The organism is uncultured Kordia sp. (assembly GCF_947489565.1).
Classification (GTDB): Bacteria; Bacteroidota; Bacteroidia; order Flavobacteriales; family Flavobacteriaceae; genus Kordia.
On sequence record NZ_CANLEA010000018.1, the window covers coordinates 1 to 16086 of the forward strand.

Annotated in this window: 18 protein-coding genes; 12 read left to right on the forward strand and 6 right to left on the reverse strand. The window is 33.5% G+C overall.

Annotated features, from left to right (window positions below; genetic code table 11):
- Positions 1–199 (forward strand): hypothetical protein (locus tag Q0845_RS20910; RefSeq protein WP_298517339.1); only part of this gene is annotated, 199 nt, incomplete at its 5' end.
- A gap of 108 nt (positions 200–307) precedes the next feature.
- Here the strand turns inward: Q0845_RS20910 and Q0845_RS20915 are convergent.
- Entirely contained in the window at positions 308–1138 is an 831-nt protein-coding gene (locus Q0845_RS20915; RefSeq protein WP_298517342.1) for a glycosyltransferase family 2 protein, read from the reverse strand.
- Positions 1139–1163: 25 nt separating this feature from the next.
- Here Q0845_RS20915 and Q0845_RS20920 point away from each other — a divergent pair, with 25 nt between their 5' ends.
- Entirely contained in the window at positions 1164–1940 is a 777-nt protein-coding gene (locus Q0845_RS20920) for a glycosyltransferase family 2 protein (protein WP_298517345.1), read from the forward strand.
- Positions 1941–2130: 190 nt separating this feature from the next.
- Here the strand turns inward: Q0845_RS20920 and Q0845_RS20925 are convergent, their stop codons facing one another.
- From Q0845_RS20925 to Q0845_RS20935, 3 genes are all read right to left on the reverse strand, one after another.
- Positions 2131–2967, reverse strand: a complete 837-nt coding sequence (locus Q0845_RS20925; protein WP_298517348.1) for a hypothetical protein — start codon at positions 2965–2967, stop codon at positions 2131–2133.
- 67 nt (positions 2968–3034) lie between these two features.
- Positions 3035–3757, reverse strand: coding sequence for a polysaccharide deacetylase family protein (locus Q0845_RS20930; protein ID WP_298517351.1), 723 nt, complete (start codon positions 3755–3757; stop codon positions 3035–3037).
- A 101-nt stretch (positions 3758–3858) separates the two neighbouring features.
- Positions 3859–4962: a linear amide C-N hydrolase gene (locus tag Q0845_RS20935; protein ID WP_298517354.1), complete on the reverse strand. Its 1104-nt coding sequence runs from the start codon at positions 4960–4962 to the stop codon at positions 3859–3861.
- A gap of 387 nt (positions 4963–5349) precedes the next feature.
- Between Q0845_RS20935 and Q0845_RS20940 the strand changes: the two genes are divergently transcribed.
- The 4 genes from Q0845_RS20940 (at position 5350) to Q0845_RS20955 (ending at position 8730) form a co-directional block, all read left to right on the forward strand.
- Positions 5350–6102 (forward strand): glycosyltransferase family 2 protein, encoded by a 753-nt coding sequence (locus tag Q0845_RS20940; RefSeq protein WP_298517357.1) that lies wholly within the window; start codon positions 5350–5352, stop codon positions 6100–6102.
- A gap of 9 nt (positions 6103–6111) precedes the next feature.
- Entirely contained in the window at positions 6112–7179 is a 1068-nt protein-coding gene (locus Q0845_RS20945; RefSeq protein ID WP_298517360.1) for a glycosyltransferase family 1 protein, read from the forward strand.
- Positions 7180–7363: 184 nt separating this feature from the next.
- Positions 7364–7969: a hypothetical protein gene (locus tag Q0845_RS20950; RefSeq protein ID WP_298517363.1), complete on the forward strand. Its 606-nt coding sequence runs from the start codon at positions 7364–7366 to the stop codon at positions 7967–7969.
- Between the two features lie 374 nt (positions 7970–8343).
- Positions 8344–8730 (forward strand): hypothetical protein, encoded by a 387-nt coding sequence (locus Q0845_RS20955; RefSeq protein WP_298517366.1) that lies wholly within the window; start codon positions 8344–8346, stop codon positions 8728–8730.
- A gap of 54 nt (positions 8731–8784) precedes the next feature.
- On the opposite strand, the gene Q0845_RS20960 is transcribed toward Q0845_RS20955, so the two are convergent.
- Both Q0845_RS20960 and Q0845_RS20965 read right to left on the reverse strand, forming a co-directional pair.
- Positions 8785–9735: a hypothetical protein gene (locus Q0845_RS20960; RefSeq protein ID WP_298517369.1), complete on the reverse strand. Its 951-nt coding sequence runs from the start codon at positions 9733–9735 to the stop codon at positions 8785–8787.
- Between the two features lie 6 nt (positions 9736–9741).
- Complete coding sequence (locus Q0845_RS20965; RefSeq protein WP_298517371.1) at positions 9742–10338, reverse strand: class I SAM-dependent methyltransferase; 597 nt, start codon at positions 10336–10338, stop codon at positions 9742–9744.
- 74 nt (positions 10339–10412) lie between these two features.
- Here Q0845_RS20965 and Q0845_RS20970 point away from each other — a divergent pair, with 74 nt between their 5' ends.
- The 6 genes from Q0845_RS20970 (at position 10413) to Q0845_RS20995 (ending at position 16084) form a co-directional block, all read left to right on the forward strand.
- Positions 10413–11321, forward strand: coding sequence for a glycosyltransferase family 2 protein (locus Q0845_RS20970; RefSeq protein WP_298517375.1), 909 nt, complete (start codon positions 10413–10415; stop codon positions 11319–11321).
- The gene (locus Q0845_RS20975) at positions 11318–11878 is read left to right on the forward strand and encodes an L-threonylcarbamoyladenylate synthase (protein ID WP_298517378.1); all 561 of its coding nucleotides are present in this window, start codon (positions 11318–11320) and stop codon (positions 11876–11878) included. Before Q0845_RS20970 ends, Q0845_RS20975 begins: the two co-directional genes overlap by 4 nt.
- Positions 11879–12021: 143 nt before the next feature.
- Complete coding sequence (locus tag Q0845_RS20980; RefSeq protein WP_298517381.1) at positions 12022–12396, forward strand: GxxExxY protein; 375 nt, start codon at positions 12022–12024, stop codon at positions 12394–12396.
- 688 nt (positions 12397–13084) lie between these two features.
- On the forward strand, positions 13085–14509 hold the full coding sequence (locus tag Q0845_RS20985; protein WP_298517385.1) for an HD domain-containing protein: 1425 nt from the start codon (positions 13085–13087) through the stop codon (positions 14507–14509).
- A complete protein-coding gene (locus Q0845_RS20990) occupies positions 14510–15544 on the forward strand; it encodes a COX15/CtaA family protein (RefSeq protein ID WP_298517388.1) in 1035 nt (344 codons plus the stop codon).
- 27 nt (positions 15545–15571) lie between these two features.
- On the forward strand, positions 15572–16084 hold the full coding sequence (locus Q0845_RS20995) for a hypothetical protein (protein WP_298517391.1): 513 nt from the start codon (positions 15572–15574) through the stop codon (positions 16082–16084).
- The last annotated feature ends 2 nt before the right edge of the window (positions 16085–16086 follow it).

The following is a 16086-nucleotide window of genomic DNA, read 5'->3' on the forward strand; positions in this document are numbered from 1 at the left end:
AAGCGATCAAAAAGCAAAGCGATCAAAAAGCAAAGCGATCAAAAAGCAAAGCGATCAAAAAGCAAAGCGATCAAAAAACGAAGCGATCAAAAAGCAAAGCGATCAAAAAGCAAAACAAAGAAAATACTATTATAAAAGAAACAGATTGCCACGTCGCTATGCTTCTCGCAATGACGTATCTAACATGTCTAAAATCTAGTAGCGAAGCGATCTAGTATCTAACAGCGAAAGCGGTCTAAAATTCTAAGAGCGAAGCAAGTCTAAAGGCAAAGCCGTTTCTAATAAGCGAAGCGATTCAATCTCAATACTAATTACCACTACCTTTCTCAATTCCAAAATCCGTCCACTTCTTATTCTCGTCTTTAGTAGTTTTACGAATGGCTAAGTTTTTATTGATAGAATCTTGATTTTTATACCCACGCGGATGATCTAAATGTACACAAACCGCACTGTAACGAATTTGTTTACTCTTTAATCCGTAGTTGAATAAACGTTCTCCCAACTCACGATCTTGTCCGCCATATTGCATGCGCTCATCAAAACCATTGATGGCTACAATATCTTTTTTCCAACCCGAAGCATTGTGTCCATTCCAGCTAGCATTTGTTGGCGTTACTGCATTCAAAAAGCGTGATTTTAATCCGGCAGAAGTCAGTTTATTGTTCTTAAACGAAGCTTTTAATCCGTGTTTCTTCAACCATGCAACATCAAAACAATTGCCCTCGTAAATATCTTCTTTGGTAATGAGTTCTGAAATATTCATTGGTAGCATAAAGTATCCTCCCGAAAGGAAAAAACCTTCTTCACGTTGCTTTACATGATGTTCTACAAAATCAGCGCGCGGAATACAATCACCATCAGACATAATGATATAAGGCGTACTACATTTTACAATGGCTTTGTTGAGAATTTGTGATTTCTGAAAACCATTGTCTTCATGCCATACATGTACAATTGGATAAAAGACTTCTTTGCGAATTTCTTCAATCAAATCGAGAGTTTCTTGCTTAGAACCATCGTCAGCAATTACAATTTCAAACAAGCGATAGGTTTGATTGTTATATCCGTGTAATACTTTTGCCAACCACTCAGGAGAGTTGTACGTACTTATAATTATGGAAGTGTCTATTGTTGTCATACAGACTCCAAAGATAAAGTTTTTAATGAAAAAATTATATGTACTTTTGTGCTTTAAATTTATCATGCCAACACTATCTGTCATTATTCCTACGTATAACGAAGCTTTGTATTTGAAAGATGCTTTGTATTCAGTGCAATTTGCCGATGAAATTATTGTGATAGATTCACTCAGCACAGACGAAACTGTTGCCATTGCCGAAGCGCATGGTTGCAAAGTGATTTCTAGAAAGTTTGATAATTTTTCCAACCAAAAAAATCATGCATTACAGTTTGCTACTTGCGATTGGGTATTGTTTTTAGATGGCGACGAACGCATTACGTATCAGCTTCAAAAAGAAATCATTGCAGCTATGAATGCGGGGAAACACACGGCGTATAAATTGAACTTTCCACATTTTTACATGAATCGTTTCTTGTATTTTCATAATAATGATGTCACGCGATTGGTAGAACGCGAAAAGTGTCATTTTGAAGGAAATGTACACGAAAAACTGATCGTCAACGGAACCGTTGGAAAGTTAAAAAATAAAGTATTGCATTATACGTACAAAGGTTTGATGCATTATATCAGTAAAAAAGACAGCTACGCATGGTTTCAAGCAGAACGAATGCTAGAAAAAGGCAAAAAAGCTACGTATTTTCACCTTGCATTTAAACCGATGTATCGCTTTTTTCATGAATATATTGTAAAACGCGGTTTTATGGATGGCGTTCCTGGTTTAGCCGTTGCAGGTATTAATGCATACGGTGTTTTTTCACGATATGTAAAATTGATGTTGCTTCAAAAAGGCATCCGATAATACGTCGTTAAACGAAGTTTTTTGCTGTTCATCTATAAAACTCCTTTCACTTATCTAAAAAAATAAAACGGATTAGCGATAAATCGTAATTTCGAGTAGTGTATTTTTATAGATACATCACCCCTTTTTATTACTACCAAAAGAGTTCTTCCCTAAGAACTCTTTTGCCTGTAAATACAATACCTGCAACTTATTTTATTTTGATTTCAGACTCAATATTTACCCACTTTATTTTCCAGTTTTCACCTTGATGATCACCTGTTGTGTAGAATAGATATTTACTATCTGATGTCACAAAAGGATTTCCTTGTCCCAATTGATTGATAACAGAATTCAATTTCCTCGTTTGCGTCCATTTTCCAGCTCCATTGTTGAAAGTAATCATAAGCTCAAGTGGATCATTTATGGCAGCAAAGATCATATATTCTTCATTGGGAGAAACATATGGCGTCGTTTTTTCAATGGTCGTTTTTGTAGAAATCAAGACTCTTTCCGCAGGACCATAAGTGCCACTATTGTTTCTTTTGGAATGATAAATGTCCATTTCACTATAATCTAAATTACTTGCATGGAAATATAAAGTTCCTGTGTTAGTTTGTATAGGATGTGAAACAACTTTGTCACGTAAGTTTGGAATATCAATATACGCCGGATTCTTCCATTCACCATTGATTTTTTCTGATTTCCAAAGATGCCATGTATCAGTAACATTTTCAATGTTTGTAGGTCTTGTAGAACTAAAGTAGATCGTATTTCCATCGGGAGAAAAACTCATTCCATGATCGTTGTAGTTACTATTGAAAAAAGCTTTTTGCGGCAAAGACCAACTTCCGTTTTCTTTTTTTATGTAGAAGATATCAAATTGTTTGAAGTCTTTGCTTGATATTGTGTAATAATAGTGTGTATAATCTGGACTAAATATTCCTTTGTGAATGAGCTTGTCTTTAGGTGTAAGATCTTCTTTGAATACAATGGGAGTTTCTGCAGGAATTTCTTCCACTAAAAATTTGGCCTTTTCATTTTTCATATCGTTTTTACAACTGAACATACAGATTACCAATAGCAGAAAATATACTTTCTTCATAAAGTTCAATTTAAAAGAAAAACGACTTTCCACGACATAATTTGGACGTAAATTTTCGTAGAGAATCTTCGCCTTTGATGTCCAAACGTTGTACTTCGTAATTGTTTTTGAAAGGATATTTGTTGACACGATTTCCGATACGCAATCCGAATGCGACTTTATTTTCGTGCAAGGCTTCAAAAAAGGTTTGTTGCTCTGGATTTTTCCGTGGAAACTTTCCGTACGGATACGCCAACACATTGCTTACATTCAATTGATTTTCAACAATAAATGCTTCACACTTTTTAAAGTCTTCATTGATTTCTTCTACCGAAAGTTCATCATACTTTTTGTGTTCATAGGAATGTAATCCTAATTCAATTGTTGCGTCATCCATGCTTTTGAGCTGTGCTACAGACATGATTTTTTCCGTTCCTGTGTTCCATGCATCAACACCATCCACATATTGAAAAGGAATGTAAAAACACGCTTTTAAACCATATTTTTGAAGTAACGGATATGCCAATTCTAGTTGATTGATATACACATCATCAAATGTGATAATGACTGCTTTTTTAGGAAAATCGGCAGGAGATTTTAATTGTTGCAAGTCGCCAAAATGTAAACTTGTATAACCGTTTTTTTGTAAGTATTGGAATTGTTTTTCTAAATTTTCAGTAGAAATCGTCAATCCTTTGCTTTGAGAAGCATCCGTAGTAACGGCATGATACATTAAAATGGGCAAGTTTGGCATCTATTTTTTTATTGAATTATTGAAACGTTCAATGATTAAAAATTAATTCGAAACAAAACTACTAAACTTATTCAACTTGCAACAACTAAAAATAGTGCAGTTTATGGTATTGGTAAAAATGTAAACATTTTCTCTGCTTTTAAATATTCATTCATTTTTCCACTCATATAGCGGTTATTACAATCTTGAAAGACACCGTTTTCATCTAACTGAAGTTTATACGCATAGCCATCTTCTAATTTATCAAAATTGATATCAGACAAATTAATCCAGATTAAAAACGGTCCATATGACGAACGGAAAAAGTATTGCAATGTTGACATATCGGCAAAAGAACTGTATTGTGTTTTACTCAGATCGGCAGTGTCTAAACCTTCTAATTTTGTCGCAGGTTGCGCGGTATTATTGATAACTCCAGACAATCTTGCCAATGCTAGCGTATTATCTACGTTGTTAGGTAATTGTCTTGCAAAGTAGGTTGCTCGAACAAATCTACTCAACGACCAATTGGATCCTGGTAATAAAGCTGGATTTCCACCTTTTTCATACTTTTTGTTGAGTTCATCCCAATATACAAGCGACGTTATTTGTGTATCAAAATTTGGATCGTTTGTCATCACTTGCATTTGATCTAAGTTGTAATGATCAATGCGATGCGGATAATCTTCAAATTTTTCTCCGCTCGTATCTACATTCGTAAACACATGCAAACTTCCATTTATATATTCGAAAACGGCTGAGTTTCCTTCTTTGTCTCCTACAGATAAATGACAGGTTGCCAACTTGTTGTCACTATCAGGAATCACAGTGGTTTGAATATAAATATCTTTCATGGCATACACCGCTTTTTCTACGCTTTCACATACATCTAAAATATACTGCGCCCAAATACTCATACTCAATGGATATGCGCCTTCTCGATGTGATTCTTCGGGATATACTGATGTAGAAAGCCATAATAAATTGACCGTAAGTCCTTCAGAGTTGAGTCCGTCTGAATTAGAAATATCAAAATTGGAGACAATCACACTACTATATTCTGAAGTCCATTTAAATTCTTGTCCTCTTGGCGTTTTTGCCATGGCTTTTCTTTCTACATTTGCAGGCATGGCCCAAAGTTGTGGTGTTGGGTTTTCTGCCCAATCCATGTTTCTACCTACATAACTTTGATTCTCTTTCGGGGTGTAAATTACTCGTGTACACATACTAATTTGGTTAAATTTGAGGTTAATATTCGCTTTTTCCTTATATGTTTATAGGAAATAGATTTCTTTCAAATTAATAAATTACAGGTCTACTTATATTTTTAATGTTCTGTTTTCCAATAAAAATGTTCTAAACATCACTTTAAAAGATATAAACAATATATACTCAAAACTCTGAAACCTTATATTCTTACTAAAATCATTACTTTTGTTGCGATTGTTCATCTTTAGATAATTTCTAATCTTAAAACAATAAGTTAAAAATGTTATTCTTTATATTCATAGTATTAGCAGTTTTTGTCTTTTATCCTAAAGGGAATTATAGAGAACGAGCAAATTCTAGCTATTACGTAAAGAAAAATCTACGTCATAAAGAAAAAGAAGCCAATGCAGAAGATTAGTGCTTTAGCCATTACTTACAACGAAGAAGATCATATTGAAACATATATTGAACAACTTTCCTTTGCTGACGAAATTATTATTGTGGATTCGTTTAGCACGGATAAGACTGTGGAACTTGCAAAAAAATACGATATCACTTTTCTGCAACGAAAGTTTGATGATTTTTCGTCACAGAAAAACTACGCTATTGATCAAGCCTCACATGATTGGATTGTATTTTTTGATTTGGATGAAGAAATTCCGAAAGTCCTAGCAGATGAGATTGTTGCGACGGTAAATTCAGAAAATCCGATGAAAGCTTATACTGTAAAGCGCGATTTTCATTTTATGGGAAAACGAATGAAATATAGTGGTTTCCAAACAGATATTTCGGTACGTTTATTCAATAAAAATTATTGTCGTTACAACGGAAAACCTGTCCACGAAACTATTGAAACTACCGAAAAGATTGGAAAACTCAAAAATGCGGTTGCACATCAAACCTATAAAAATTTTGATAATTACAATCAGAAGCTAAGTCATTACAGTCGTTTGCAAGCAGAAGCTTTGCACAAAAAAAATGTACGTCCCAATGCGTATCATTTCTTCTTTCGCCCGTTTTATCGTTTTATACATCAATACTTTTTGCGTTTGGGCATTTTAGACGGAAAAGAAGGTTTTATTTTGTGTTATGTGCATGCTTTTTCAGTATTTAAACGTTATTTGCAATTGTGGACGATGTACCGAAAAATAGACTAATTTGAACACATGAAGAACGTTTTTTTAGAATCACATAATATTAAGAACCTACATTTTGGCTTTGGGCAATTCAATTATCATTTGATCAAAGGACTGTATGAAGCAGAAATTACTGATTTTAAAATGACGCTTCACGCGAAAAACCTCAGCAAACTTACCAACGAGTTTGGAGATTATTTTGACTATAAAAAGTATCAATCTTTCCGCCGTTATCCTTTGATGCGTATTCGCAAAAAATATGACTTATGGCATTCGTTAAACCAAAACATTAAGATTGAACCGTATCACAATATTCCGTACTTATTAACGGTTCATGATGTAAACTTTATTGAAGAAGAATCGAGCGATATGAATCATGAACGCAATGTGCGTTTTCGTGAAAAATTAGAACGAAGTAGTGCTATTACCTACATTTCTAACTTTGCCAAAGCTTCTACGCACAAGCATTTTGACGTACCAAATGTTCCTGAGTATGTCATTTACAATGGAAACCCGATTCGTGAAGTCACACTTCCTGAAAATTATCAGCCAAAGATTGTTTCAAACAAACCGTATTTATTTAGTATTGGCGAATTTACGCCGCGAAAAAATTTTCACGCTTTAGTGGAAATGTTAGTATTGTTGCCTGATTTTAACTTAATCCTTTCGGGAAATAACAATACAGAATATGCTAGTGGAAAACTTGCAGAAACCATTCAAAAACACCAATTAGAAGATCGTGTTTTAATTACCGGAAAAATTGGCGATACCGACAAACAATACTACTTACAAAACTGTGCTGCTTTTGTATTTCCGTCGTTGCGTGAAGGATTTGGAATTCCTCCTATTGAAGCTATGCGTTTTGGAAAACCTGTATTCTTATCCAACAAAACTTCTTTACCCGAAATTGGTGGCGATCATGCATTTTTTTGGGATCATTACGATCCAGCATATATGGCGCAGGTTTTAGAAAAAGGAATGCACACGTTTGAAACCAACAAGGAAACTTATGAAAGTGCGTACATTCAACGTGCACAAAGCTTTGATTGGAATGCAACTGCCAAACAATACGAAGAAGTGTATCGTAGTTTGTTGTGAGTTGGGTCTTTGGTATTAGGTTTTGGGTTTTGGGTTTTGGGTTTTGGGTATTTAGCATTTAGCATTTGGCATTTAGCATTTAGCATTTAGCATTTAGCATTCAGTAAAAATAATTTAATAACATTCTGCGCAACCTTTTTCATAAGTGCACATCTATGAGATAAACATTAAAACCAATACCACTATGAAAAAGTTATTTATTACTACACTCCTATTAGGAATATGCGTTGCTTGTAATGTTGATGATGTAGATTCTGATTTAACACCTGTAGCAATTACTGAAAACAGTGCTGATTGTGTTGCTGATAATCCTCCATCTATTTTAGGAAGAACGTACTTAAGAAGCGGATTTGAAATTGATACTCCTGTCGATGCAAACGGAGATGGAATATATTCAACAGACTTAATGGAAGAACAATTGTGCTTTGATTTATCTTTAAGTTTCGGGACTGATCTAAGAGTGTCCAATCCAACTTTTGATGCTGTGTCTTTATATGTAGATAATGATGGAAACGGAAACTTATCACAACGAATGAACTGTTCACATGCAGATGGATTACCAAATAGGTATATGCAGATAGGTGATACTATTAAATTCTTTATCAGCACAAGTGAAGAACCACAATTTACAGGAACACTTTCTGCAGATGAAACAACCATTACATTTGAATTTACCAATGATCTCTTATTTGGATTCAACTTTTTAGCAGGAGGAAATGAAATATTACTTCAAGATGGAACTGTCTTAGAGTATGAAGGTGGCGCAACAGTAACATATACACTACAATAAAAAAACACTTTGTAGTATTTAATTTTTAATATTCTTTACTACTTAGGATGCATGTAAAATGTCTTATTTTTTTTAGTTTTTTAAAGGAAAAATACCATTGTTACTTATGTAATGATGGTATTTTAATTCATTTTCTATTCTACTTTTTATAGAAATCATTTTGCTCAATTCAACATATATTAAAATCATAAAATACATTTTGATTTATAGATAAATAACTAATAATCAATTATTTAAATCACATCTTCTTGTTTTCACGAATGTCCATCATTTACCATTGATTTTTTATAAAACATCAATAACAACAATTTATTTTTAGCAAATGAAGGAGTTTCTTTGCTTCAAACGAACTGTATTCTAAACATAAAATAACAATGGAAAACTTAATCGAAATTAAAAATGACTATACTTCTTTAGACAAACTACATGAGTTTTTAGCAAACACATCTAATCTTGAATGTTCTAAAGAATATGATATTTGGGAACATAGAACAGATGTCAATGGACAAATGGAGCAATGTATTGTTCTCAAAAAAAGTGGTATGCACGCTGTAAAAGCATTTTTCGTCAATAATAATACTGTAAAAATCAATCATATCATTCCCAATAAAGTCATGAATGCTTATTTTGGAAAAAGTGAAAAAGCTCGAAGAAATATTATCGAAATAATTACGGGTAAAATAAAGGAAGTTGTATTAAAAGGTTCCCAAGAAAAAGCATTTAAAGAATTAGAAAAGGAAATTTACAAAGCCGCTATTTAAATAAATCTCAAAAGTAAAAAACACCATAATTACTGATAGAATCATGGTGTTTTTTTATAATTCAAAAATAGGTTTTACCCAATTTTCTATTTTGTATTTGGAAAGAATGGTCTCTTCAATTTCTACATATGGAGACGTCACAAAATCTTCTGGAATCTCAATATTATTTTCATCAACAACTAAAATGTTTTGTGGATGATAAAAATCGTAGTTGACTATATCTTTATTTGTAGTAATCAACTTCTTATGATGTCCCAACGCTTCAAAGATTCGGAACGATAAACCTACTTGTTCGGTACGTTGAATTTCCACAATAATCTTGGCTTTCTGTATCAGTTGAGATACTTCTTGAATCGATTTTTGTTGCGTGATGATTTTCACATATTCCGCAGGCATGTCACTTCCATTATACACTTGAATATTGTATGTCCAATCTTTCTCTTTCAGGTATTTTGCTAAGTTTTCAATCAGCGGAAAACGATAATCGTTCGTAGAAATATTAAAAAACTGATAGTCAACTGCTGCGTGATTGCTTTCTTCAAAAATATAATTCGTCAAAAAATATAACTTGTATGTTGAGACATCCAAGCGATCGTAACTGTATACTTTATCAAACAAGGAAATGATGTCTACCTTTCTCGGAAAACGACGTGTACTGTCGTAATAATAAGCAATAAACTTTTTTGTAAAACCTTTGATATAGAGTAAAACCTCATCGTTCAACATGTCTGGACGAATGATAAAAATTTCATCTTGTTGTCCAAGTTCGCGCATGGAAGTTTTGATCCGATCTGTCACAAAAGTCTTTTTAAGATTCTTTCCAAAAATCAATTTCGAAAAGAAATTCTGTGCTTTGTGAAGCGTATTTTTATACTGAAACGCGGGTTGATCTAAATATAAAATCTCAGCAGCTACAGTTTCATATGACTGTAGTGCTTTTAAAATATGTGCTGTATACCCAAAGGCATAAGGCGCAATAATGAGTATTTTTTTAGGTGACTTCAAAAGAAATTATACAATAATTCCCAATCCGTTACAATGCGGATAATTATACACTTTTTTTCCTGCGGCTTTAGCAATATCAATTACTGCACGGCGTACTTCAGGGAAACTTTCTGTATCATGAAAAATAGTACATTCACTATGTTGCGCAGCCCACAATCCACATTCATAGGTTTCTTTGTAATTGTGCACAATATCTACATGCGAAAAATTGTATTGAGCATCGTCTTTTTTGATCCAATCGCGATAGTCAGATTTGATCAATTCAATATTTGTATACTCCGCCAAAGAAGCTTTTGTTTTCTCATAATGATCACCTTTATGATCGGTATGCTCATCTCCAATAAAAATATCAACTCCTTTAACTTCTTTAAAAAAGTTAGAAAACACAACCGAAGAATAGCCAAATTCAACACCAAACTCGATGCAAGAATCGCGACCAATATCGAAACGCTCTAAAATATCTTCAATAATCAATTCCAAACCTGCCCAAGCTGTCACCATTTCTTTAATTTTTTCTGGCTTTCTCTTTTTAATAGGTTCGTAGGTTTCTATCGGTAATCTTTTGTGTAAGCGATATTTTCTAAATTTTGAGCGAAGTCCCATAATTGTGATTTGTGTTTCCGCAAAAGTATAAAATTCAACCTAAAAATGTGTAGTTTTGCACAATTACTGTCCTTATGAAGAATATTTCCATAGTTATCATCAATTATAATACGGCTAAGTATACTTTAGATTGTATCGATTCGGTCGTTAAATTCACAGACAAATCCTTGTCGTACGAAATTGTAGTTGTTGATAATAATTCTACTCTAGATGACTTTTCACATTTACGCAACAACTTTCCTAAACACGATCATATTTCATTGCATAGAAGCGTGATTAATACTGGTTTTGGTGGCGGAAACATGTTTGGAGCACAATTTACCAACGGAAAATATATTCTATTCTTAAACAATGATGCGATGTTGCTAAATGATGGTTTGTCCATTTTATATTCGTATATGGAACAACATCCAGAAGTTGGCGTCACAACGGCACAAAATTATGACGAACACAACAAACATGTCATTTCATTTGATCATGACAAAGGCATTCGCAAGCTATTGTTAGGACGAAGCTTTTTAGAAAAAAATTGGGCAAAGCAATTTCCTAAATGCAAAAAGGAATATACCGAACCAGTTTCCGTAAACTTTGTCAATGGTGCGTTTATGTTTTTTAGACGTGAAGCTTTTGAAAAAGTAGGTGGATTTGACACGAATATTTTTCTCTACTTCGAAGAAATGGACATTTGTTTCCGCTTGCGAAACGCGGGTTATTCTAGTGTGTTAGTGCCGGAAGCAAAAATACTCCACTATCAAGGCGTGAGCACAGGCGTTTCCAAAGCCATTAGCAAAGAAGGCATGATTTCACATTTATACGTGATCAAAAAGAACTATTCCTATGCAAAATATCTATTCATCAGAAGTTATTTTTGTTTGAGTTTTCTCATCAAGCCAAAAAAATGGTTTATGCTTTCACTTGTGTGGAAAGGAGCGCACTTGTCTCAATCATTAAAACAGAAACAGGAAATTCGATTTGACTCATGACAGAAGAAATTCAAAAAACTTTTGATCAATTGCAATTAGGAAACACCATTTTGTATCCTACTGATACGGTTTGGGGATTGGGCTGCGATGCTACAAACCCAGAAGCTGTGGCAAAGATTTACGACTTAAAAAAACGCGAAGAAAGCAAAGCACTCATTTGTTTAGTGAGTGATATACGCATGTTAGAACGTTTTGTAGAAAACATTCCCGAAGTTGCTTACGATTTGATTGAAGCTGCTGACAGACCTACCACAATTATTTATGATCATCCTGTCGGAATTGCTAAAAATTTAGTTGCTGCAGATAATACTTTGGCCATTCGCATTCCTGATGATGAATTTTGCCAAAAGCTCATTCGTAAATTCAAACGTCCTATTGTCTCTACTTCTGCGAATATTAGCGGAGAACCTACACCTAAACATTTTGACGAAATTAGCGATGATATCAAAAACAATGTAGATTACATCGTGAACATAAAAGATACTAAAAAAACTGTAAAACCTTCTACTATTATTCAATTGCGATCTAACGGAGAAATTAAGATTATTAGGTCTTAGTTGTTTGTTGTTTGAAACTATATTTTACATTGGATCTTCATTATTCATCTATTCTCAGACCTAGATGTACGCTTATACAATTTTTCACTTGCTATCTAGAAAGTTGATTAATTTGTGGACTTATTATTTTAAGTTCATGTATTATGGCAAATATTATCTACAAAAAGGAAAGTTATACAATTATTGGTGCCTTATTTAGTGTTTATAATAATTTAGGAAGTGGCTTTTCAGAAATCGTTTACAAAGATGCTTTAGAACATGAGTTTAAACTTTTAGGAATTCCTTTTAAAAGAGAAAAACAATATGATGTTGTATATAAAGACACCATCTTAAAGCATAAGTTTTATGCAGATTTTGTAGTGTATGATAAAATCATATTAGAAGTAAAAGCTGCCACTAACATACATGACAAACATTTTGGACAGTGTTTGAATTATTTAAAAGTTTCAAAATGTAAGTTGGCTATTTTGGTGAATTTTCACGAAGAATTATTAGATCATCGAAGAATTGTTTTGTGAAATTTAAAAATGATTCAGTTATATAATTATTGAAATAATCTGAAAATAAATTCTTGCTATTTATTAGAAAAGTGAAACAAAGTTTTTACCACGAATTCACGAATGATTATTGATTCATCAAAAAATACTTAAGTAATGCTTTTAGACTATTACTAGAATCATCACAAGCAAACAGCAACACAAAAAATAAATTCGTGTATTCGTAAAAAATAAAACTTCTACCACGAATTCACGAATGTTTATTGGTTCATCAAAAAACACTTGGTGAAAACTCTGAGAAAATTTATGAAATCAAAATAAATTCGTGACAAAAGAAAAGAACATAAAACAATCTTCAATCCAAAGCCTGAACTCTCAAACATAAAACATCATTAGAAACAATTCGTGAAAATTCAAACACAAGAATAAACCAAAAAAACAATTTGTGAATTCGTGACAAAAGAAAAGAACATAAAACAATCTTCAATCCAAAATCTAAACCAGAGAACACAAAAAATATCATCAGAAACAATTCGTGAAAATTCAAACATAAGAGTAAACCCAAAAAAGCAATTTGTGAATTCGTGACAAAAAACACACTAAGAGCTTGGATTTTTACATTTCACAAGAATGACTAAAATAACAGTATTCATTACATAAAAAAATACCGAAAACATTCGTAAATTTGCATTCCAATTACAGTACCATAATGAATTACAAAGAAGCCTTACAACTCGATATATTTTCAACCATTTCGAAAGCAGCAACCGAATTACAACTAGAAACCTATGTAATTGGTGGTTTTGTGCGCGATTTTCTATTGAAACGTGGCGATGCAAAAGATATTGATGTTGTAGCCGTTGGAAGCGGAATTGAATTGGCTAAAAAAGTAGCTTCACTCCTACCAAACAAACCAAAAGTACAGGTGTTTAAAAATTATGGGACTGCCATGATTAAAACCAAAGAAATTGAAGTTGAATTTGTTGGTGCGCGTAAAGAAAGTTATGAACGTGGTAGTAGAAATCCGGCTGTGGAAAACGGAACGCTTCAAGATGATCAAGATCGTCGCGATTTTTCTATCAATGCGATGGCATTAAGCTTAAATAAAGATACTTTCGGAGATTTACTCGATCCATTTAATGGTTTACAAGATTTAGAAGACAAGCGAATTGTAACGCCGCTTGATCCAGATATTACCTATTCGGATGATCCATTGCGTATGATGCGTGCCATCCGATTTGCAACACAATTGGATTTCAATATTGATCCTGTTTCATTAGAAGCGATTACTCGAAATTGCGATCGCATCAAAATCATCTCAAAAGAACGCATTGTTGTAGAACTGAATAAAATTTTAATGAGTAAAAAACCTTCTATCGGTTTTATTCTATTAGAAAAAACACAGCTTTTACCATATATATTACCCGAATTAGTCGCGCTGAAAGGTATTGACGAAATTGAAGGGCAAAAGCATAAAGACAATTTTTATCACACATTAGAAGTCGTAGATAATATTTGTCACAATACAGATAATGTTTGGTTGCGTTGGGCAGCTTTGTTACACGATATTGGAAAAGCACCCACAAAACGTTTCAGTAAAAAAGTAGGTTGGACGTTTCACGGACACGAATTTGTTGGTGGAAAAATGGTTTTCAAACTCTTCAAGCGTTTGCGCATGCCATTGAATGAAAAAGTGAAATTTGTTCAAAAAATGGTAGTTATGAGTTCGCGACCAATTGTATTATCACAAGATGGCATCACAGATTCTGCGGTACGTCGTTTGGTATTTGATGCAGGCGAGCATGTAGACGATTTAATGACACTTTGTGAAGCAGACATCACCACAAAAAATCCATGGAAATTTGAACGTTACCATAACAATTTCAAAATTGTTCGTGAAAAAATTGTTGAAGTAGAAGAACGTGACCATGTGCGTAATTTTCAGCCGCCAGTTTCTGGTGAAGAAATCATGGAAACTTTCAATTTGAAACCTTCCCGAGAAATCGGAATCATAAAACACGCAATCAAAGAAGCCATTCTGGAAGGAGACATTCCTAACGAATACGAAGCGGCTCGCGCCTACATGCTTACCAAAGGAAAAGAATTAGGATTGGTAGAAAATATAGAGAAATAAATGAAGAAACATTTTCACACTATTGCAAAAGTTACGTTAGTTTTAGTTTATCTAGTTATCATTGCTGGTGCAGTAGTTCGTATGACAGGTAGCGGAATGGGTTGTCCAGATTGGCCTAAATGTTTTGGATACTTTATTCCGCCAACGGAAGAATCGCAATTGGAATGGAAAGCCAACCATTCATACGAAGATGGTATGGTTATTATTGTAGATGAAGCTTTACAAGTTGCCAAAGAAGATTTTACCACAACAACAAGTTTCAATAGCGAAAATTGGGAACCGTATACCGAACACGATTATGCAACCTTCAATGCATTTCATACGTGGGTAGAATATATCAATCGATTATTTGGTGCATTGGCTGGTTTAGCCACCTTGCTCCTATTTGTAGGTTCGTGTTGGTATTGGAAAAAACAAAAAATCATTACGCTTTTATCATTTTTCACAGTAGCAGGCATGGGATTTCAAGCCTGGCTTGGAAAAACCGTAGTTGATTCAAACTTAGCTCCATTCAAAATTACCATTCATATGGTGATGGCGTTAATCATTGTGGCAGTCTTATTATACATTGTACACAACACATCTAACAAAATAAAAGCGCATAAAAGTGATAATGTATTTACCAAACTATTATATGTTTCTATCATTTTAACAATTATTCAAACAATATTAGGAACACAAGTACGACAGTTTGTAGACGAACAAATCAAAACTATTGGCGAAACGAGTCAATCATTATGGTTGGCCAATCCTGAACTCGATTTTTACATTCACCGTACGTTTTCTATCGTTGTATTATTGGTCAATGTTTGGCTATTTTATCGTTTTAGAAAGCTACAATTAGGGTTTACAAAAGTATATTGGGTCATGGTTTTATTGGTATTAGAAATCCTTTCGGGAATTGCCATGTATTACTTTGATTTTCCGTTTGGAACACAAACCATACACATTGTATTGGCTACGATATTATTCGGAATTCAATTTTATTTAATCTTAGAAGCAAATAAAACGCAAAACAATATGAAAAGTTTGTAAATTTGCAATCCAATTTTTTTATCGAGCATGATTTATAGATTTAGAATAATATTAGACGCGACTGAAGATATCTTTAGAGATATTGAAATTCAGGAAGATGCAACGTTTGAAGACTTCAGTAATGCTATTACACAGGCATTTGGTTTTGATGGAATGGAAATGGCGTCTTTTTATGTGAGTGATGACGAATGGAATCAAGGTGAAGAAATTTCACAATTTGATATGGGCGATGGTCAAACATCTATTCGATTGATGAATGAAACAAGTCTAGATGGCGTATTTTCAGAAGATCAAACCCGTATGATTTATGTGTATGATTTCTTGAATATGTGGACGTTTTTGGTAGAATTGGCTGAAATTGCAGAACCTATTCAAGGAATATTATATCCGAATTTATTATTTTCTCATGGAATTTTGCCAGATAGTGCGCCAGACAAACAGTTTGAAGCAGAACAAGATCCGTACGGATTGGAAGGTGATGATGACGATTTAGACATCAACGATTACGACAGTCTGAACTTTGATGAAAACTGGAACTAGCT